Genomic DNA, 19,433 nt, shown 5'->3' with positions numbered 1-19,433 from the left:
AAAGGGCGTGCGGGGTTAGGCGGCGGCGCGGGCGGACCAGATGTCCTCGAAGCTCCAACGGTCCACCATGGCGCCGGCGCGGCGCCAGCGGTCGGCGTGCGCGTCGCGCGGCTGCTCGTCCAGCGCCACCAGGGTGACGCGGGGCAGCCAGACGCAGGCCCCGCCCAGCGCGCGCAGGCGCAGGCAGAGATCCAGCCCCTTGTGGTCGGCCCCCATGTAGGAGCCCATGGTGGCGAGCGCCCGGACCAGGGCGTCCTTGGGCAGCAAGGCGCATTCCGGGGCGGCGGCGTCCACCGTCGCCGCGTCCTGCTCCTTCAGCCAGTCGCGCGGGTAACCGGCGAAGCGGCGCTCGAAGGTCTTGGTGCCGTCGGAACCCTCCACCGCCATGATGCCGGCGAAGCGGATCGAATGGTCCTCGTAGAGAAGCGTCGGGCTGACCATCACCGGCCCGCCGGACTTGCGCGACACCCGCTCCAGCGCCGACAGCCAGCCCTTCTCGGTCGGCAGGACGGAGGGGGAGAGCGTCAGCACCCGCTCGCCGCGGGCGTGGGGCAGGGCGGCGGCCATCGCCTCGAAGGCGTCGGTGGCGTCGGGGGCGGCCACGAAGGTGACGGCCATGCGGTAGAAGGCGGCGGCCTGACGGACCGCTCCGCCCAGCCGCTCGTGCGTGCCGGCGGCGGCGACCACCAGCAGTTCGGTCTCCGCGAAATCCGGGTCGATGGCGAGGCGGGCGATGTTGAGGTCCACATCCTCCCGCCCGTCGGTCACCGGCAGGATCACCGAGACGCGCGGCGCCTTCACCGGGCGGCCCATCGGGTGCACGCCCGCCGACGGCAAGACACCGGAACGGGAGCGGGCGGTGCGCAGCATCGGGCCGACATGACGCGCGATCAGCGTGTCGATGGACGGGCTGTCCAGATTGACCAGCGACAGCATGCGGCGCAACGCTTCCGGCGCCGGTGGCAGGCAGCTCAGCGGCAGGAAGGCGAAGCGGTCGTCGGCCAGTTCCAGTTCCAGATGGAACTCGGCCCCCTGGGGCAGGCCCGACGGCTCGGCGGCGAAGGCGGTGAAGCCGTGCTGGTCCTGGCCGGGGATCATGCGCCCGGCGAACAGGCCGTCATGCTGGAAGGCCTCCGTCACGTCGCGGCGGGACAGCCGCGACCAACCCTCATCGAGCCGGACGGCGACGCCCGGCCCCTTCAGCGTGACGGCGCGGACCTGCCGCGTCGGGTCGAGCAGCCAGCCGGCGACGAACAGCCCGGCCCCCGGCACGCGCAACGCCATGTCCAGCCCGGTCCGCACCGGAATGTCGAGCCGCGACACCGTTTCCGCCCCGTCGTAGCGCGACGCGGCGATGCGGGACATCTTCTGGCGCGTCTCGGCGTCCTGGATGTTGCCCAGCATGTCGCGCACATGGGCCGAGGCCACGCCGTCAGGCAGGATGGTGCGGTGCTCGAAGATCTCCAGATGGCGCCAGCCCTCGGCGGCGCGGTAGTGGATGCGGCGAATGGCGGTGGGAAGCGGGGTCTGGTCGGTCAGCACCGCCATCACACCCGACGCCTCCGGCGGCAGGTCGGGACGGGCGAAGGACCCGGCGGTGGCGCGGTAGGCGGCGGTCTCCTCCGCCTCGATCAGGATCTTCTGGGCGCCGCTGCGGAAACTGCGCGCCCAGCCCTGGAGCATCAGGCTGCCGTCCCGGAAGCGCCCGAACACCTCGGCGAAGCCGTCCGGCTGCGACACCTCCTGGGCGAGGCCCGAGAGCAGGCGGCCGATGCGGTCGGAGTCACTGTCCGAAGACGCGGCAAGCTGGATCGCGAAATCCAGCGCCAGGGCCAGCGCGCCGGGCTGGAAGCCCTTCAGCGCCGAGACGAGGTGCGACGGGTTGGTGCGGACGTTGGACAGGCGCGGCAGGACGAGGCGTTCCCCCTTCTCGTCCGCCAGCTCGACGCGCGATGGGCGCATCTGGGCCAGCCCCGGCACGCGGATGCCGCCGAGGAACCAACGCTCGCCCTCCGCGTCGGCCCAGGAGCGTCCGGCGTACCGGCCCTCCACCGACCCGTCGAGATGCACGGAGCCCTGCGCGGGCAGCGCCCGGTCGATGGCGCCGAACAGGACGAGCGTGTCGTCGTCAAGAAGAATGGCCGCCGTGATGTCGGCCTTGGTGATCGGTTCCTTCATCCCGCGATGCTCCCCGCAATCGAACCCTGCCCATGCCTTCCCCCCGGACCGTTGATTATGTCGTCATAGAGAATGACGTGTTTTTCGGCGGCCTCCTCGGTCGTCGGGACCGCCGGTATGTTGGAGACGAGCCGGTCCCACAGGCCCGGCTCGGTCATCGCGCGCGTCATCACGCGCGCCAGATCCGCGGCGTCCCCCGCCCGGAAATGCAGGCCGTCCACCCCGTCTGTCACCGATTCCGCCATGCCGCCGATGCCGCTGCAGATGACCGGGCGGCGGTGCTGGAAGGCTTCGCGGATGACCAGGGGCGCGTTCTCCCACCAGATCGACGGCATCACCACCCAATCGGCGGCGGCCATCAAATCGGGCATCTCCTCGCGCCGGTAGGGGCCATGGCGGACGGCGGTGCCGCGGGCGCCCTTGAAGCCCTGCTCGACCTTGTCCTTGAAGGCGTCGGTCTGGAACGGCGCGCCCCCATGAACGGCCAGCGTCAGGTCCTGCCCCTGCTTCTCCAGCCGGGCGGCGGCGTCCAGCGCGACGGTGATTCCCTTGAAGGGGTTCAGGTTGCCGAAATAGGCGAAGGCGTTGCGCGGCGCCCCCCCGGGCAGCGGCCGGTGCGGCGCCGGACGGACCGCCGGGCGCCCATTCTCCACGACGGAGATGCTGTCCGGGTCGAGGCCCCAGGCGATGTAGCGGTCGCGCAGGAAGGCGCTGGGCGCCAGGAAATGATCGACCAGCCCGAACATCGCCTTGATGTGCTTCTCGCGCAGCACGAACTGGTCGGCCGGCCGGTCGGGGAAGCAGCGGTGGCAGGCGTCGGGCGAGGCCATGCGGCACAGCGCGTGACTTCCCGTTGTCACCATCTGCCCGTCGTTGGCGCAGATCGGGTAGTAGTCGTGCAGCGTGTAGACGATCCGCGCCCGCGGGCAGACGCGGCGGATCAGGAACAGCATCTCCACGCCCAGCAGCAGGGTGTGGTGGATGTGCACGATGTCCGGCTGGAAAGCGCGCAGCAGGTTCGACAGGTCCGGCACGATGCCGTGCAGGTCGATCTGGCTCTGGAAGAAGTGATCGAAATGCCCGGCCCACAGCACCACCTCGTCGGCGCTGCGGCCCAGCGTCTGGAGGTTGGTGCCGGGCTTGCGGTCTCGGTGGACCCCGTTGGTGCAGGCGAGGAACAGGGCCTCCGCCCCCTTGGCCTTCAGGCTGCCGAACAGCTCGTGCGCGAAGATCTCCGTGCCGCCGGGGTGCAGGCTCGGGTGGTTGTGCGCGACGACGAGGACGCGGGGCAGGCTCATCGCGCGCCCTCCTTTTCCAGAACCAGGAGATCCTGGAAGTTCTCGGCGTTGCGCTGCCCGCTCCAGTGGCCGCGCAGGACCGGGCGCGCCGGGCGCAGCCCCTGTTCCGCGAAGGTGCCGAGCAGGAAGGATTCGCCGTAGGCGACGGCGGCGTTCGGGTTGGCCTCGTCGGCGATGAACTCCGGCCCGGCGGCGTCAAGGAAGGCCGGGCGGGCGGTCTTCTTCGCGATGCCGTCCCGCGCGCGGGCGTCCACCAGGAACAGGCTGAGGAAGCAGCGCCCGCCCGGCTTCAGCACGCGGGCGATCTCCGCGGCGTAGCGCACCGTCTCCGCCGTCCGCAGATGGGTGATGACCGAGGTCAGGATCACGAAGTCGTGCCCGCCGTCCGGGAAGGGCAGGCGGGTCTGCGCCGCGTCCTCCGCCCCGCCGGGGTTGTAGAGCGCGTTCGCCACGTCGAGCGTCCGGAAGCGGAACTCCGGGTAGGCCGGGGTGATCGTCTCCGCGCACCAGCGGATGCCATCCTCGACGATGTCCACGCCGTCGTAGCTGGAGTCCAGATACTGGGTCAGCGGCACGGCCATGCGCCCGATGCCGCAGCCGATCTCCAGCACGCGGTGCTTCGGCTTCAGCCCGCCGACGCGAACGAAGTGGCGCAGGAACTCCGCCCCGATGGCCCGGAAATCGCCGTCGCCGATGAACACGCGGTCCGGCGGCGGCACGGGCAGAAAGCGGTTGCGGGCGATCTGCGCGCACAGCCATTCCAGCCGCGGGTCGGTGTTGCGGCGCAGGACGGCGAGGCGGCGCCCGGTGAGGATCTCGTTCATCAGGTCAGCTCCGGTTCCGGTTCGCGCGCCCGAACAGGCGGGATTTGCCCGGAACGGCTACGGGAAGGGCGGCGTCCGCGGGGGCGCCCGCCGACAGGGGGCGCATCAGGCTGTCCTCCAGCGCGGGCGGCGGCGGCGGCGCGTTCCAGTCGCGCGCGGCCAGCTCTTCCATCATCGCGCCCCAGCGGCGGGCGTGGAGCCAGCCGTTGTATTCGGAGGCGACACCGCGGGTGTAGCCCTGGTGCCGGCTGATCGAGCGGCGCTCCAGATGGTACAGCTCGACCGACGGGACGTAGCGGATGTCCAGCCCGGCCTTGCGGATGCGCAGGCAGAGGTCGGAGTCCTCGTAGTCGCCGATGACGTAGTCCTCGCAGAAGCCGCCCACGGAGTCGAAGGTCTCGCGGGTCATCATCAGGCAGGCGCCGGTCACGCCGGGCACGCTGCGCTCCCGCCGGGCGGGCAGGAAGTCGCGCGGCAGGCCCTTGAAGAAGTGATGGTTGTACCAGCGCCCGCGGACGTCGCGGTCGAAGTAGAGGCCGGCGTGCTGCAGGCTGTCGTCATCGAACAGCAGCTTCGGCCCGACCGCGCCGGTGCCCGGCGTGCGCTCCAGCGCGCCGAGCAGGGCGGGCAGCCAGCCGGGCTGGTCGGGGATCACGTCGGAATTCAGGAACAGCAGCGTCCGCCCGGTGGAGGCCGCGACCCCGGCGTTGTTGGCCGCCGAGTAGCCGTAATTGGCCGGCTGCACCAGCACCCGCATCGGCAGGCCGTAGAGCGCGTGGAAGCCGTGCAGCATGTGCACCAGCTCGTCGCGCTGCTCCGGGCTGTCGAGCACGAAGATCAGCTCCGCCCCGGCCATGCCGGGATCGGTGGCGAAGCTTGAGAGCTGGAAGCGCAGGAACTCCAGCGCCTTGTAAAGCGGGATGATGACCGAGACGGCGGGCGTTTCCGGACCGCGCCCGAAGCTGACGGTTTCCGGCTCGCCGCGGCTGGCCATGTGGGCGGCGTGGAGCGGTGCTACGGCCGGGGCGATCACGGTTTCCAGAACCAGCGGCGTCGCGTGCTGCGGCGGCAGGCTGCCCAGAACCGCGGCGCGGGCGTCGGCGGGCGACAGCGGGCGCAACGGCGGCACCAGCCGGATCGACCCGCCCGACCCGAGGCGAAGCTCCGCATGGACCTGAAGCGCCGCGGCGGGCTCGGGCGCGCCGGGCAGGTAGGCGACGAAGCCGCTGCGGTCGGTGGACGGGGCGGTGCCGAACAGCTTCGCCACGTCCTCGCGCGGGAAGCGGTGCTCCAGCATCTCCAGCCGGCGCTCGCCGCCGAAGGGCGTGTGCACGGTGAGGCCGCCGGACAGGCCGTGCGGATCGTGCACCCAGCCGGCCAGGAACAGCCCGCCGTCGCCGGTCGGAACGGCGAGGTCGAGGGCGGCGCCGATGGAGCGCTTGGCATCGGCGACCTGCCGCTTGGGCAGCGGGGCGAGCACTTGAAGCTCGCGCACCGCCGCCGCCGCCGTGGCGTCCGACCGCCCGCGCCGGGCGAGCGCGTTCAGAATGTACTGGCGCAACTCCAGCGGCGTGTCGCGACGGGTGGACAAGCGTTCGGTCAGGCTCGGCAGGTTGGGCGGGACCGCCGAGAAGGCGCGGCAGGCCAGCCCGTTGCGTCCCAGCACCACCAGCAGGTTGCCCGGCGCGCACAGGGCCTTGTCCACCAGCAGCGACATGGCGGCGCGCCCGCGCCGGTCGAGCGCGGAACCGATGCAGACGTCGAAGGGGGAGGGGCCGACGGCGCCAGCCGTGATGATGACCGCCCCCGTCACTTCGCCGAAGCCGGAGGACAGCGAGCCGCCGCAGAGCAGAAGCTCGTCGGTCGCCAGGGCGCGGGCGATGATCGGGGAGGGGGTCGGCGACAGCTCCAGCACCATGCGGCGGCAGACCGTGGCGAAGCCGGCATCGCTGCGCAGCGCCGGGGTGGAGCGCGCGAAATCGAAGAGGAAACGGACGACGCGCAGCCGCGACGGCGCGTCGAGGCTGCCCAGCAGGAAGGCGGGGTCGGGATCGGGAACCTGCGGTTCCGCCAAAACCTCCGCGACGACGCGGCTCTGGGCAACGAAACGGACGGGCGCACCGGAGGTCCGGGGCGCCCGCAGGATCGACAGCACCCGCTGCCCACCCCAGCTCGTCCGGACGGACAAGGTGGTGTAGGGGGGCCGGACCTCCTCGCCGTCGAGGGTGGGAACGACTCGGCCGGAGGGCTCCGGTCCGTCGCTCTCCCACGAGGCGAGCACGAAATCGTCGCCGAGCGCATGGAGCTGGGCGGACGCGATGGAGGCGGAGGCCGGCAGGACGGCGAGCACGGTCATGCGTTCCTTAGCCGGACCCATCGGCGGCGTGTGGGGGACACGCCGCCGGTCCGGTCCCTGGGTGGGTTACGGCTTTAGTGAATGACGAAGAAGTCGTTCGGATTGTTGTGAACTTCGTCGGCCGAAACGCCCTTCAGCATGATGCTGTCGCCGTTGCCGAGATCGATGACGGCGTTGCCGCCCATGTCGGTGACGCGGGCCGCCAGATCGGAGGCGTCGTTGATCTCCAGACCGTTGATGTTGCGCTCGATCTGGAGGACGTCCTCGCCCGCGCGGAAGTCGAGAACCACGTCCTGGCCGCCGCCGCCGGAGAAGACGAAGACGTCGTTGCCGCCGCCGCCCGCCAGGATGTCGTTGCCCGCACCGCCGTCCAGGATGTCGTTGCCGTCACCGCCGGACAGGAAGTCGTCGCCCTCGCCACCCTTCAGGATGTCGTCGCCGGTGCCGCCCATCAGGATGTCGTTGCCGGCGCCGCCGTCCAGGTAATCGTTGTGGCCGCCGCCCGTCAGGACGTCGTCGCCGTTGCCGCCCCTCAGAATGTCGGCGCCGTCGCCGCCGTTCAGGACGTCGTCGCCGTTGCCGCCGTCGAGAATGTCGTTGCCACGGCCGCCGCTCAGGACGTCGTCGCCGTTGCCGCCGGACAGGTAATCGTCGCCGTCCCCGCCATCCAGCGTGTCGGTGCCGTTGCCGCCGTCGAGGACGTCGGCCCCGCTGCCGCCGCTCAGGACGTCGTCGCCGTTGCCGCCGAACAGGGCGTCGCGCCCATCGCCGCCCAGGACCGCGTCGGCGCCGTTGCCACCCATCAGGATGTCGTCACCGTTGCCGCCGTTGATGAAGTCGCTGCCGTTGGTGCCGGTGATGATGTCGTCATAGTTGCCGCCAGGAAGGGTGGCCATGAATCATACTCCTTAACGATGGGATTGGGTGGGGTGGGGGATTTCCTACCCCGAAATGGCGAGGTACCCCCAAGCCTTTACCCAAATACCTTTCGGCATGGCTGTGACAAACATAAGGTCAAACCCAGGCAAATCTTGAGTTCACAGAGTCAAAACACAATAATCATCAACGTTCATTACGTCATTCCTGTCACCTTGGCTTCAAAGCCCTTCGAAAATCTAAACATCTAATTTTGGACACCGCGCTTGATCGGTGTTTTTACGGCCCTTATCCAAGACGATGGCTCATGATTAACAAAAGAAGCCGAATTGTTTGCTATCAATACTTTTAAAGACGTCAGAAAGACGTTTTCGTCGAAATGCGACGAAATGCCATGAATAGACCCCTAAGCCCTATGCGTTTGGCTTAGGATTATGCCATTGATCATTGCCCTTATGGGGTGCCCGGCAACGCTGCGGCGCACTCAAACCCCTGGATTTTTAAAAAGCCGGCGAAGAAGACAGGCATTTTTAAAAGCCGGATTTTGAAAGCGGCGGCTGAGCGGTACGGGCCGTTCGGGATCGCGCGGCATCCGAAAGGCGTTTCCCGAGACCGTCCGGACGAGCTTTGCCTGATCCTCAAGCCGCTCCGGCGGCCCGCCGATGTCGGGCGGAACGCCGCCGGATGGTTGTGAGCAACGCCCCAGAAGGCCGTAAAATTTTTCGCTTGCGCCTGCGCCGGATCAGATTTTGCCGGCCTCCGCGGCGTCCAGAGCGGCCCGCGCCAACTCCATCAGCTTGTCGTCGACCGCCGCTCGGTCATAACCGGGGCTGTCGGCCAGCGAATCGCGCAGGCGCATGGCGACGAACTCGCCGGTGTGGTGCTTGTCATAGAGATGGACGTCGCCGATGGCGTCGGCGACGCGCTTCAGGGTGTCCCGGTCCCAGTGTGTGGTCATGCTCGCACGCTCCCTTTCTTGCCTGCTGGGCAACGGGAGAGCGTGCGAAATGATCCGGCGCGGCGGCGCGGTCAGTTCTCGCGGAAGGCGCGATTCATGGCGTCGGTCAGCGGGCTCAGGAAATACTCGATGGCCTTGCGGGTGTGCCCGTGGATCATCACCTCGGTCGGCATGCCGGGATGCAGGTCCACGTTCGGCAGGGCCTTCAGCGCCGCGGCGTCGAGGCTGATCCGGGCGAGGAAATAGGCCTGGCCGGTGCGCTCGTCCTCGAGTTGGTCGGCGGAGAGGGTGAGGACCTTCCCCTGCACCGGCGGAACCAGCCGCTGGCGATAACCAACCAGCCGCACCATGGAGCTGCCGCCCACGTCGATGTTCTGGACGTCGGCGGGAGAGACTCGGGCCTCGACGATCAGCCCGTCGTCCTGGGGAACGATGTCCAGGATGCCCTGGCCCGCCGGGATGACGCCGCCCGGCGTGTAGAAGCGCAGGTTGGTGACCCGGCCCGCCTGGGGGGCGACGAGTTCCTGGCGCTTCAGCACGTCGCCGGCGCTCCGCAGCCGCTCCGACAGGTCGGAGACGGTGGCCTGGATGGTCTGAAGCTCGTTCCCGACTTCCGACCGGCGGTTGTTGCCGAGGTTGATGATCTCCAGCTCCGCCGCGGCGATGCCCTGCTCGGCCTTCGACTTGTCGGCCTGGATCTCGCCCAGCCGCCCTTTGGTGTCGGCGACGTTGCGCTGAAGCTCCAGCATGCGCGGCTTGCGCTCATAGCCCTTGGCGAGCAGCGTCTCGACGATCCGCAGCTCGTCCTGGGTGTAGCGCAGCCGGTCGTTGGCGGCGACGCGCTGCGAATCGAGCGCCACCAGCTCGTCGCGGAGCTGGCCGATGCGCTTGCGCTGGATGGAGATCTGCCCCTCATAGGCGTCGCGCCGCGATTCGAACAGGCGCTGCTCCGCGGCCAGGGCTTCGGCGGCGACGGAGCTGGTCTTGGCGGCCACCACCAGCTCGTCGGCGTAGACCGGGGCCTTCGCGTCGGTCTGCTCGGCGCGCAGCCGGGCGAGACGGGCCAGCGAGGTCCAGTACTGCCCGTGAAGCTGGGCGACCACTGCGCCGCTCTGCGTGGTGTCGAGCCGCAGCAGGACCTGCCCGGCCTCCACCATGTCCCCGTCCTTGACCAGCAGTTCGCTGAGGATGCCGCCCTCCAGATGGGAAACCGTCTTGCGGTGGCTCTCCACCATGATGGTGCCGGACGCGATGGCCGCGCTGTCCAGGCTGGCGGTGAAGGCCCAGCCGAAGAAGCCGCCGAAGCCGATCGCGACGGCCAGCGCGCCCGCCAGCGCAGTGCCGCGCAGCGTGGGTTCGTGCGGCGTCACGTCGATGACCGGCGACCAAGCGGCGGCGAGCGGGGATTGCGGGGTCTGGGCCTGGGTGATCGTCGTGTCGGTCATGCGGACTCTCCCGTCCGGACCAGCCGGGCCACCTTCACGGCGCCGCCGGGCTGGACCATTTTCAGCACGTCGGTGCGTTCGCCGAAATGCTCGACCATGCCGTCCTTGAGGACGAGGAGCTTGTCGGCGACCGACACGATGGAGGGGCGGTGTGCGACCATCACGATGGTCGCGCCGTCGCGGCGCGCGTGGTTGATCGCGGTCAGAAGCGCCTGTTCGCCCTCGTGGTCGAGGTTGGAGTTGGGTTCGTCCAGAACGATCAGGCGGGGCTTGCCGAACAGGGCGCGGGCCAGCGCGATGCGCTGCCGCTGGCCGCCGGACAGGGCGAAGGCGTTCTCGCCGACCGGCGTGTCGTAGCCGAAGGGCAGGCGCCCGATCATGTCGTGGACCCCGGCCAGCCGGGCGGCCCGCACGATCTCCGCCGGGTCGGCCTGGGCCATGCGGGAAATGTTCTCGCCGATGGTGCCGTCGAGCAGCGCCACCGACTGCGGGACATAGCCGACATACTGGCCGAAGCTCTCACGCTCCCATAGGAAGGTGCTGGTGCCGTCCAGGTAGATGCCCCCGGCGGTGGGCTCCCAGATGCCGACCAGCAGGCGGGAAAGGGTCGATTTGCCGGCCCCCGACGGCCCGATGATCCCCAGCACCTCCCCCGGCTCAAGCGAGAAGGAGACGCCGCGCAGCACCGGGCGCTGCAGGCCCTTCGGCACATGGCTGACGCGGTCCACGGTCAGGCGTCCGTCGGGGCGGGGCAGCGGCATGGTGCTGCGCCGCGCGCCCTCGCCGTTCAGAAGCTCGCGGATGCGCTTGTGCGCGGTCTGGGCGACGATCCACTGCCGCCAGTTCTCCACCAGATGCTCGAAGGGCTGGAGCAGGCGGGCCATGATGATGCCGGTGGCGATCATGCTGCCCGGCGACGCCTCGTTCCGGATGACCAGGGCGGCGCCCGCGGAGATGGTGGCGATCTGCAGGATCAGACGCAGCGAGCGGGACGCCGACGCCATGCCGCGCGACAGCACCACGCCCCGGTCGATCAGCGATGCCGAGCCGATCTGCGCCATCTGCCAGCGCCGGGCCAGCGGCGGCAGCATGCCCATGGCCTCTATGGCTTCGGCGTGGCGGACGGTGCTGGCGACGTCGGCGAAGACCTTGGCCGACGCCTCGTTCGCCTCGGCGACGGGGCGGCGGGTCAGCGCGTCGGTCAGCGCGTTCATGGTCAGCAGCAGCAGCGCCGACCCCACCGCGATCCAGCCATAGATCGGGTGCAGGATGAACAGGATGACCAGGAAGATCGGCGTCCACAGCAGGTCCAGCGGCACCACCACGGCGTTGCTGGTCATGAAGTTCCGCAGGTCGTTCAGGTCGCGCATCGTCTGGCCGGCGTTGCGCGTCCCGCCGCCCAGCGCGTCCACGATGGCCGCCTGCAGCGCCGGCACGTTGAAGCGGTGCGCGATCACCGCCCCGCAGACCAGGAAGGCGCGCGCCCGGATGAAGTCCAGCACGCCGTACAGCACCAGCCCGCCCACGGAAATCACCGCGAGCATGGTCAACGTCTCCAGGCTGCGGCTGCTCATCACGCGGTCGTAGACCTGCATCGTGTAGAGCGGCACCACCAGCATCAGGATGTTGACGAAGAAGGTGAGCGCGCCGGCCAGCAGCAGGCCGCGTCCGATCTTCCGGTAGGCTTGGGTCAGCAGGGTCCGATCCATACCGCTCATGCCGATTCCTTTTCTTGCGTCCCGCGTTCCGGAGTCCCGCGTTCTCAGGTTTTGGGGCGGGCCATGAAGCCGGTCATGCAAAGGGTTTCATGGTTAACGAAATGTTGAGATGCGGCCGCATCGCATGAACTCCTTTTGAGACGAAGTCCGGACAAAGGCCGCCCATTGCGGGAAGACTGGTCCCGCGCCATTTCCGCTTACGTCCGACGCTGCGCTGCCGCGTGTGACAACTTTGAGCCCTTACCCCGTCCGACGAGGATCGAAAGGGGTATTTGCAGCGCTGTAAAATGTTGTTCCGAAACATTTTTCTCACCACGCGCCGAGCATTTGCCGGCCGCCATGTCTCTTTTTCGTCAACTGGCCTTCCGTCTGAATTGACGGCATGCTGCGCCGCGGAACTCTTGCACTTGCCACCGGGGGATGTACGATCCTTTGATGCCGGCGGGTGCCTGGACTGACGAATATTTCTCAAATCCAAGGAATATTTACGATGAACACGCCCCAGACCGTACTCGTGACCGGCGGTGCCGGCTATGTCGGCAGTCACTGCGTGGCCGAACTGCTCGACCGCGGCTTCCGGGTCGTCGTGCTCGACAACCTGCGCCAGGGCCACCGCGCCGCCGTGCCGTCCGACGCCGCCTTCGTGGAGGCCGACCTCGCCGACATGGACGCGCTGACCCGCGTCTTCGCAGAGTGGCGCTTCGACGCGGTGTTCCATTTCGCCGCCCTGTCGCTGGTCGGTGAATCGATGCGCGACCCGCATCTCTATCTGCACGGCAACACCGTCAACTCGCTGAACCTGATCCGCGCGGCGACCACGGCCGGCGTGCGCAAGATGGTCTTCTCCTCGACCGCCAACCTGTTCGGCACGCCGGAGCGTCAGCCGATCGACGAGGACACCGCCATCGACCCCGGCAGCCCCTACGGCGAATCCAAGTTCTTCATCGAGCGTGCGCTGCACTGGGCGGACCGCTGCCACGGCCTGCGCTCCGCCTGCCTGCGCTACTTCAACGCCGCGGGCGCGCATCCGAACGGGAAACTGGGCGAGGACCATCATCCGGAAACCCACCTGATCCCGCTTGTGCTCGACGCGGCCAGCGGCCGGCGCTCGCACATCGAGATCTTCGGCGACGACTATCCGACGCCGGACGGCACCTGCGTGCGCGACTACATCCATGTCTGCGATCTGGCCGACGCGCATCTGCGGGTGCTGCCGGCCCTGGAAACGCGCAGCGTCCGCTTCAACCTGGGCAACGGCAAGGGCTACAGCGTCCGCGAGGTGATCGAGGCGACGGAGCGGGTCACCGGCCTGACGGTCCCGGTGCAGGTCGGGGCGCGCCGCGCCGGCGATCCGGCGGTGCTGATCGCCTCGTCGGAGCGCATCCGGGGCGAGCTGGGCTGGAGCCCGCGCTTCCCCGATCTGGACAGCATCATCGGCAGCGCGTGGGAATGGCGCCGCCGTCATCCGGGCGGCTACCGCGGCCCGGCCCTGGCGCAGGCCGCCGAGTGACGGAGAGAAGAGTATGAGCACGCAGCGCCGGGCGGGCGCCGAATCCAAGCCGGACGCCGTGGATGCGGCGGAACTGGCCGAGTATCACGGGCTCGCCCGGCTGATCGAGCGGATGCACCGCCGGTTCCTGGACGTCGTGCGGGCCGGCCTTCTGCGGCAGGGAGTCGACGACATCGGGCCGGTTCAGGCGCTGATGGTCATGCTGATCGGCGACGACGAGCCGTCGGTCCGCGACCTGATGGAGCGTGGCTATTACCTGGGGTCCAACGCCTCCTACAGCCTGAAGATCCTGGTGGAGGCCGGCTACATCGACCGCGGCGCCAGCCAGCGCGACCGCCGCACGGCCCGCCTGCGCCTGACCGACAAGGGGCGGACGCTGCGCGACGAACTGTTCAAGCTGGAACAGGTGCAGGCCACCGCGCTGGTCCGCAACGAGGCGGAGGCGGCCGACCTGAAGGCCGCCTACCGCACGCTGCGCCGGCTCGACCGCATCTGGGGCGACATGGTCCGCTACGCCGGGCAGGGACTCGATTGAGTGGCCCGACTGAGGGACTCGACTGAACCGCCTTATGCATCTCCCATCCGCAGGCATCCGCACATGACCGATTCATCCCTGTCCATCCGCGACGTCGAGCGCCTGCTCGAATCCTCGTCGACGGAGGCCCGCATCGACACGATGCAGAAGCTGGCCGGCGATCTGGAGAAAGGCGGACTGACCGACGCCGAACGGTCGCTGGCGCTGGAAGTCATGCACTGCTTCGCCGCCGACGCCCAGGTCGCGGTGCGCGAGGCGGTGGCCTGGCAGATCCGCAACAACGCCATGCTGACCGCGGAGTTGGCCGAGCGGCTGGTGAAGGACGTGGCCCGCGTCGCCTTCCCGATCCTGCGCGACGCCGGAAACCTCAGCGACGATCTGCTGCTCGACGTGCTGGCGGACCCCGACGCCGGCAAGCACATGGCGGTCGCCAACCGCCACACCGTGTCGGCGCGGGTGGCCGGTGCGGTCGTCGAGACCGGCAACGTCGCGGTGGTGACCGCGCTGCTGCGCAATCCCGGCGCGGAGCTGGCGGAGCCGGCGCTGCACCGGGCGTTGGACCGCTTCGGCCGGGTGCGCATGGTCAGCGAGGCCGCGGCGACCCGTCCCGGCCTGCCGCTGGCCGTGGTGGAGCGGCTGGTCGCCTTCGTCTCCGATGCGGTGCGCGCCACGCTGGCCCACAGCCATGGCCTGTCCAAGGATCTGGTGGACCGGCTGGCCAGCCGCGGGCGCGAGTCGGCGACGCTGCGGCTGCTGCGCCCGGCGCTCCGCGGCGACGAGGATGTGGAGGCGGTGGCCCGCTGGCTGCACGCCAACGGGCGCTTCACCGCGGCGCTGCTGTTCCGCGTGCTCTGCGCGGGCGACGTGGCGTTGTTCGCGGCGGGGCTCGGGGCCAAGGCCGGCATCCCGGCGGAAAACGCCCGCAAGCTGGCCTGGGACGACGGAGCGCTGGGGCTGCGGGCGGTGCTGAAGAAGGCGTCGGTCGCGCCGGTCCTGGTGCCGCCTTTCCAGGTGGCCGTCGCCACCGCCAAGCGCATGGGCTACGAGGGCAGCGACAACCGCCGCGACGATTTTCAGGCGGAGGTCATGGCCGACCTGTTCGCCGCCCTGACCCCGACGAACGACTGGGCGGTGGACGAACTGCTGCTGCAACTGTTCGACGGCGCGTCGGACGAGGTGATCGACCGCGCGATGGATCAGGCGGGCTTGCCCTTCGCGCCGGTGCGCGGGACGGGGACGTAAAGGTGGGGTTGTCGCGACGCTTGCCCCCTCCCTGACCCTCCCCCGCTTCGCAGGGGAGGGGATTGGTCTCCCTCTCCTGCGAAGCGGGGGGAGGGAAGGGGCCCGCGGCGAAGCCGTGGGAAGGGTGGGGGCAACGCGCCTACACCCCCTCCGGCACCAGCACCTTCCCGCAAATGTCCCGCGCCTTCTCGAACCGGTCCGGCGCCGCGGAGCGTGCCAGCAGCCCTTCCCCGAAGATGAACGAGTAGAACAGGTACGCCCGCGCGAAGGCATCGTCGGGGTCCAGCCCCAGGCCGGCGAACAGGTCCGACACGCAACGCAGGCGTTCGCGGTCGACCTCCGCCACGATCTCGGACGCGCGGGGGTCGCGGCGCGCCCAGTCGCGCATCGCCAGTTCGATGGCGATGCCGCGCGGGTTGTTGCTGCCGCCGTACAGCGACAGCACATAGCGCAGCCCTTCTGCGGGGGTGCGGCCGTCCAGCCGGGTCTGCGCCTTGATCGCCTCGATGCGGCCGGTCTTCCAGCCCTCCAGCATCGCCTCGACCAGTTCCATCCGGTCGCGGAAGTGCCAGTAGAAGCTGCCCTTGGTCACCTTCAGCCGCTTCGCCAGAAGCTCGACCCGCACCTGCTCGACGCCGCCCTCCGCCAGGGCGGAGAAGGCGGCGGACAGCCAGGATTCGCGGTTCAGCGTCTTCGCTTCCATCGGCAACACTCCGGAGACCATACGGCAGCGTATCGAGTCGCCGATGGCCTGTCCAGAACCCGCCGGGTGGAAAAGCGCCGAACCTTATCCGGATCTGGCCGGAGAAGGGAAGCCCGGCGCGCCTCAGCGCGCCTTCGCCGCGGTGAACAAACCCTTGTGGGCGTCGCGCAGCAGGTTCTTCTGCACCTTGCCCATGGCGTTGCGCGGCAGCTCGTCCATGAAGAAGACGCGCTTGGGCACCTTGAAGTTGGCGAGCTGCTCCTTGCAGACGGCGATCACCGCGGCCTCGTCCGGGGTGGCGGTGCCGGGCTTGCGCAGGACGATGGCGGTCACCGCCTCGCCGAAGTCGGGGTGCGGGACGCCGACCACCGCCGATTCGACCACGCCGTCGATTCCGTCGATGACCGTCTCGACCTCCTTCGGGTAGACGTTGAAGCCGCCGGAGATGATGAGGTCCTTGGCCCGCCCGACGATGTGGACATAACCGCGCCCGTCCACCTTGCCGACGTCGCCAGTGATGAAGAAGCCGTCCGGCTTGATCTCCTGCTTCGTCTTTTCTGGCATCCGCCAGTAGCCGGAGAAGACGTTCGGCCCGGCCACCTCGATGATGCCGATCTCGTCGGTGCCGAGGCTCGCCCCGGTTTCCGGATCGACCACGCGCACGGACACCTCGGGCAGCGGGAAGCCGACCGTGCCGGGGATGCGGTCGCCGTCCAGCGGGTTGGAGGTCAGCATCCCGGTCTCCGTCATGCCGTAGCGCTCCAGGATGGCGTGGCCGGTGCGGGCGGAGAACTCCTTGTGCGTGTCGGCCAGCAGCGGCGCCGAGCCGGAGACGAACAGACGCATGTGCGCCGTCGCCTCACGCGTCAGGCCGGGATGGGCGAGCAGGCGGGTGTAGAAGGTCGGCACGCCCATCATCACCGTGGCGCGCGGCAGAAGCCCCATCACCTGCTCCGCGTCGAACTTCGGCAGGAACAGCATGGAGGAGCCGTTCAGCAGCACGCAATTGGTCGCCACGAACAGGCCGTGCGTGTGGAAGATCGGCAGGGCGTGCAACAGAACGTCGTTTGGCTGGAAGCCCCAATATTTGTGCAGCGTCAGCGCGTTGGAGCCGAGATTGCGGTGGCTCATCATCGCGCCCTTCGACCGCCCGGTGGTGCCGGAGGTGTAGAGGATCGCGGCGAGGTCGTCGGCCGCGGCCGGGACGGTCGCGAAGTCCGTGCCCTTGCCGGCGGCCAGCTCCGGCAGCGTGCCCTCGCCATGGGTGCCGAGAGTCAGCAGATGAGCGACCTTGGCCTTGTCGGCGACGTCGCGCAGCGCGTCGGCGGATTCGGGACGGGCGACGAAGACGTGCGGCTCGGCGTCGGTCAGGAAATACTCGACCTCCGCCTTCGTATAGGCCGGGTTCAGCGGCAGGAAGACGCCGCCCGCCCGCACGGTGGCGAGGTAGAGGATGATGTTCTCGACCGACTTCTCCACCTGCACGGCGACCCGGTCGCCCTTCTTCAGGCCGAGGTCGGCGAGCAGGTTGGCGTAACGGCCGGTCAGGGCTTCGAGATCGCCGTAGGTGACGGTGCGGGCCTTATCCGTGCCGGGCTCGGTCTCGGCGAAGGGGCGGCTGCGGTCCGCCGGAAAGCGGGAACGGAACAGCTCGAACAGATTGCCACCCACCAGATTGCCACCCACTTCGGACATCGTGATTCCCTCCATGCACCCGGTGATCCGGTGCCCAGGGTTTAGCACAGGCGCATGCCGTGGACCACATCTTTGTATACGGAATGACCGCCTATTGTATTTCGCTCCCGCCCATGATGGACACGAACTCGGTAAAGATGTCGATCTGGATGGTCACGTGCCGCCGCATGGCTGCGTAGGCGGCTTCCGGGTCGCCGGCCAGGATCGCCTCGACCACGTCGTCATGCTCCGTGAAGCTGTCGTGGACGCGGTTGGGGTGGTTGAGCTGGTAGCGGCGGTAGGGCGCCAGCCGGGCGAACAGCCCCCGCGCGATCTCCTGAAGCGGCTCGTTGTGGCTGCCCGCCTGGACCGCCTCATGGAAGGAGCGGTTCACCGCGTAATAGGCGTCCAGTTCCCGCGCCTCCATATGCGCCTTCGAGGTGTCGTGCAGGCGTTTCAGGGCCTGCTTCTCCTCCTCCGACATGCGGCGGGCGGCGAAGCGGGCGCACAGCCCCTCGATCTCCGACATCACTTCGAACATCTGCACCATGCGGTGCAGTTTCAGCGGGGCCACCACCGCGCCCTGGCGCGGCTGTTTCTCCACCAGCCCGGCGTGGACGAGTTGCAGGATCGCCTCGCGGATCGGGGTGCGGGAGATGCTGAAGCGCTGGGCGAGGCTCTCCTCGTCCAGCCGCGTTCCGGGGCGCAGCCGGCCCAGGAATATGTCCTCCTCGATGGCGAGCCGCACCTCGTCGGCGCGGGTGGCACCTTTGTCGGCGGTCTTGCTGGCGGCAATCCGGTCGCTCATCCCGAGCGTGTCCCTTTCGTCATCCGCGGCCTTCCGCCGCCCCCATCTCTGTATACAAGAGATGGACAGCGCGTATCCAGCATGATAGTCCTTCCAACCAACAATGAGAACCGGAGATCCGCCATGGGCTCCGGGCCAATGCGGTTCTGGGGAGGATGCGCATGGATTTTGCGCTTTCGGAAGAGCAGCAGGCGTTCCGCGACACGGCGCGCGACTTCGCGCAGCGGGAAATGGCGCCGAACGCCGCGCACTGGGATGAGAACAGCGTCTTTCCCGTCGACACCCTGCGGCAAGCCGCGGCACTCGGCTTCGCCGGAATCTATGTGGGGGAGGAGTTCGGCGGCTCCGGCCTCGGGCGGCTGGACGCGGCGCTGATCTTCGAGGAGCTGTCGGCGGCCTGCCCGTCCACGGCGGCCTACATTTCAATCCACAACATGGCCTCCTGGATGATCGACCGCTTCGGCGATCCGGAGCAGCGCGCCCGCTTTCTGCCGGCGCTGACCAGCATGGAGCGCTTCGCCAGCTATTGCCTGACCGAGCCGGGGGCGGGGTCCGACGCGGCCTCGCTGCGCACGCGGGCGGAGCGGGACGGCGACCACTACGTGCTGAACGGCTCGAAGGCCTTCATCTCCGGCGGCGGCACGTCGGACGTCTATGTCTGCATGGTCCGCACCGGCGAGCCCGGCCCCAAGGGCATCTCCTGCATCGTGGTGGAAAAGGGCACGCCCGGCCTGTCCTTCGGCAAGCAGGAGCACAAGCTCGGCTGGAAGAGCCAGCCGACCGCCGCGGTCATCTTCGAGAACTGCCGCGTCCCCGTCGCCAACCGCATCGGCGAGGAGGGGGAGGGCTTCCGCATCGCCATGAAGGGGTTGGACGGCGGCCGCCTGAACATCGCCGCCTGCTCGGTCGGCGGGGCGCGCTTCTGCCTGGAGCAGGCCATCGCCTACACCACGGAGCGCAAGCAGTTCGGCAAGCCGCTGAACGCCTTTCAGGCGCTTCAGTTCAAACTGGCCGACATGGCGACGGAGCTGGACGCCGCCCGGCTGATGCTGCACCGCGCCGCCGCCAGCCTCGACGCCGGCTCGCCGGAGGCGACCGCCCATTGCGCCATGGCCAAGCGCTTCGCCACCGATGCCGGGTTCCAGGTGGTGAACGAGGCGCTGCAGCTTCACGGCGGCTACGGCTACATCAAGGAGTACCCGATCGAGCGGATTTTCCGCGACCTGCGGGTTCACCAGATTCTCGAAGGCACCAACGAAATCATGCGCGTCATCATCGCCCGCCATCTGACCGGCGGCTGACGGCATC

15 protein-coding genes are annotated in these 19,433 nt (G+C 69.0%); 4 read left to right on the top strand and 11 right to left on the bottom strand.

Translation table 11 applies throughout. From position 1 onward, the window contains the following. Window positions 1-15: 15 nt before the first annotated feature. The 8 genes from H0B54_RS18800 to H0B54_RS18765 all read right to left on the bottom strand — a co-directional run bounded on the left by H0B54_RS18800 (window position 16) and on the right by H0B54_RS18765 (window position 11,653). Entirely contained in the window at window positions 16-2,178 is a 2,163-nt protein-coding gene (locus H0B54_RS18800; protein WP_188261599.1) for a glycosyltransferase family 2 protein, read from the bottom strand. Then, window positions 2,175-3,476, bottom strand: coding sequence for a glycosyltransferase family 4 protein (locus tag H0B54_RS18795; RefSeq protein ID WP_188261598.1), 1,302 nt, complete (start codon window positions 3,474-3,476; stop codon window positions 2,175-2,177). The genes H0B54_RS18800 and H0B54_RS18795 overlap by 4 nt, the downstream gene beginning before the upstream one ends. After that, window positions 3,473-4,300, bottom strand: coding sequence for a class I SAM-dependent methyltransferase (locus H0B54_RS18790; protein ID WP_188261597.1), 828 nt, complete (start codon window positions 4,298-4,300; stop codon window positions 3,473-3,475). Before H0B54_RS18790 ends, H0B54_RS18795 begins: the two co-directional genes overlap by 4 nt. Before the next feature lie 4 nt (window positions 4,301-4,304). Beyond that, window positions 4,305-6,656, bottom strand: coding sequence for a glycosyltransferase family 2 protein (locus H0B54_RS18785; protein WP_188261596.1), 2,352 nt, complete (start codon window positions 6,654-6,656; stop codon window positions 4,305-4,307). Window positions 6,657-6,730: 74 nt separating this feature from the next. After that, window positions 6,731-7,552 carry a calcium-binding protein gene (locus H0B54_RS18780; RefSeq protein WP_188261595.1) on the bottom strand — a complete coding sequence of 274 codons (822 nt, stop codon included), beginning with the start codon at window positions 7,550-7,552 and terminating at the stop codon, window positions 6,731-6,733. Between the two features lie 722 nt (window positions 7,553-8,274). Beyond that, a complete protein-coding gene (locus tag H0B54_RS18775; RefSeq protein WP_094304560.1) occupies window positions 8,275-8,490 on the bottom strand; it encodes a hypothetical protein in 216 nt (71 codons plus the stop codon). Window positions 8,491-8,561: 71 nt separating this feature from the next. After that, on the bottom strand, window positions 8,562-9,935 hold the full coding sequence (locus H0B54_RS18770; protein WP_188261594.1) for an HlyD family type I secretion periplasmic adaptor subunit: 1,374 nt from the start codon (window positions 9,933-9,935) through the stop codon (window positions 8,562-8,564). Beyond that, window positions 9,932-11,653, bottom strand: a complete 1,722-nt coding sequence (locus H0B54_RS18765) for a type I secretion system permease/ATPase (RefSeq protein ID WP_188261593.1) — start codon at window positions 11,651-11,653, stop codon at window positions 9,932-9,934. Before H0B54_RS18765 ends, H0B54_RS18770 begins: the two co-directional genes overlap by 4 nt. Window positions 11,654-12,143: 490 nt before the next feature. On the opposite strand from H0B54_RS18765, the gene galE reads away from it, so the two are divergent. The 3 genes from galE to H0B54_RS18750 all read left to right on the top strand — a co-directional run bounded on the left by galE (window position 12,144) and on the right by H0B54_RS18750 (window position 14,940). Continuing rightward, complete coding sequence (gene galE, locus H0B54_RS18760) at window positions 12,144-13,163, top strand: UDP-glucose 4-epimerase GalE (protein WP_094304566.1); 1,020 nt, start codon at window positions 12,144-12,146, stop codon at window positions 13,161-13,163. A 13-nt stretch (window positions 13,164-13,176) separates the two neighbouring features. Next, window positions 13,177-13,698: a MarR family winged helix-turn-helix transcriptional regulator gene (locus tag H0B54_RS18755; RefSeq protein ID WP_188261592.1), complete on the top strand. Its 522-nt coding sequence runs from the start codon at window positions 13,177-13,179 to the stop codon at window positions 13,696-13,698. 63 nt (window positions 13,699-13,761) lie between these two features. Beyond that, window positions 13,762-14,940 (top strand): DUF2336 domain-containing protein, encoded by a 1,179-nt coding sequence (locus H0B54_RS18750; protein WP_188261591.1) that lies wholly within the window; start codon window positions 13,762-13,764, stop codon window positions 14,938-14,940. Window positions 14,941-15,079: 139 nt separating this feature from the next. Here the strand turns inward: H0B54_RS18750 and H0B54_RS18745 are convergent, their stop codons facing one another. The 3 genes from H0B54_RS18745 to H0B54_RS18735 form a co-directional block, all read right to left on the bottom strand. Beyond that, entirely contained in the window at window positions 15,080-15,643 is a 564-nt protein-coding gene (locus tag H0B54_RS18745; RefSeq protein WP_094304571.1) for a TetR/AcrR family transcriptional regulator, read from the bottom strand. A gap of 123 nt (window positions 15,644-15,766) precedes the next feature. Then, window positions 15,767-17,338: a malonate--CoA ligase gene (locus tag H0B54_RS18740; RefSeq protein ID WP_188261590.1), complete on the bottom strand. Its 1,572-nt coding sequence runs from the start codon at window positions 17,336-17,338 to the stop codon at window positions 15,767-15,769. Window positions 17,339-17,429: 91 nt separating this feature from the next. Then, a complete protein-coding gene (locus tag H0B54_RS18735) occupies window positions 17,430-18,125 on the bottom strand; it encodes a GntR family transcriptional regulator (protein WP_188261589.1) in 696 nt (231 codons plus the stop codon). A gap of 161 nt (window positions 18,126-18,286) precedes the next feature. Here H0B54_RS18735 and H0B54_RS18730 point away from each other — a divergent pair, with 161 nt between their 5' ends. Further along, window positions 18,287-19,426 (top strand): isobutyryl-CoA dehydrogenase, encoded by a 1,140-nt coding sequence (locus tag H0B54_RS18730; protein WP_188261588.1) that lies wholly within the window; start codon window positions 18,287-18,289, stop codon window positions 19,424-19,426. Window positions 19,427-19,433 lie beyond the last annotated feature (7 nt).

The sequence above is a fragment of the Azospirillum tabaci genome, assembly GCF_014596085.1.
In the GTDB taxonomy this organism is placed as follows: Bacteria; Pseudomonadota; Alphaproteobacteria; order Azospirillales; family Azospirillaceae; genus Azospirillum; species Azospirillum tabaci.
Note: the sequence above shows the minus strand (reverse complement) of the source record. Positions and strands in the feature narration are given on the sequence as shown.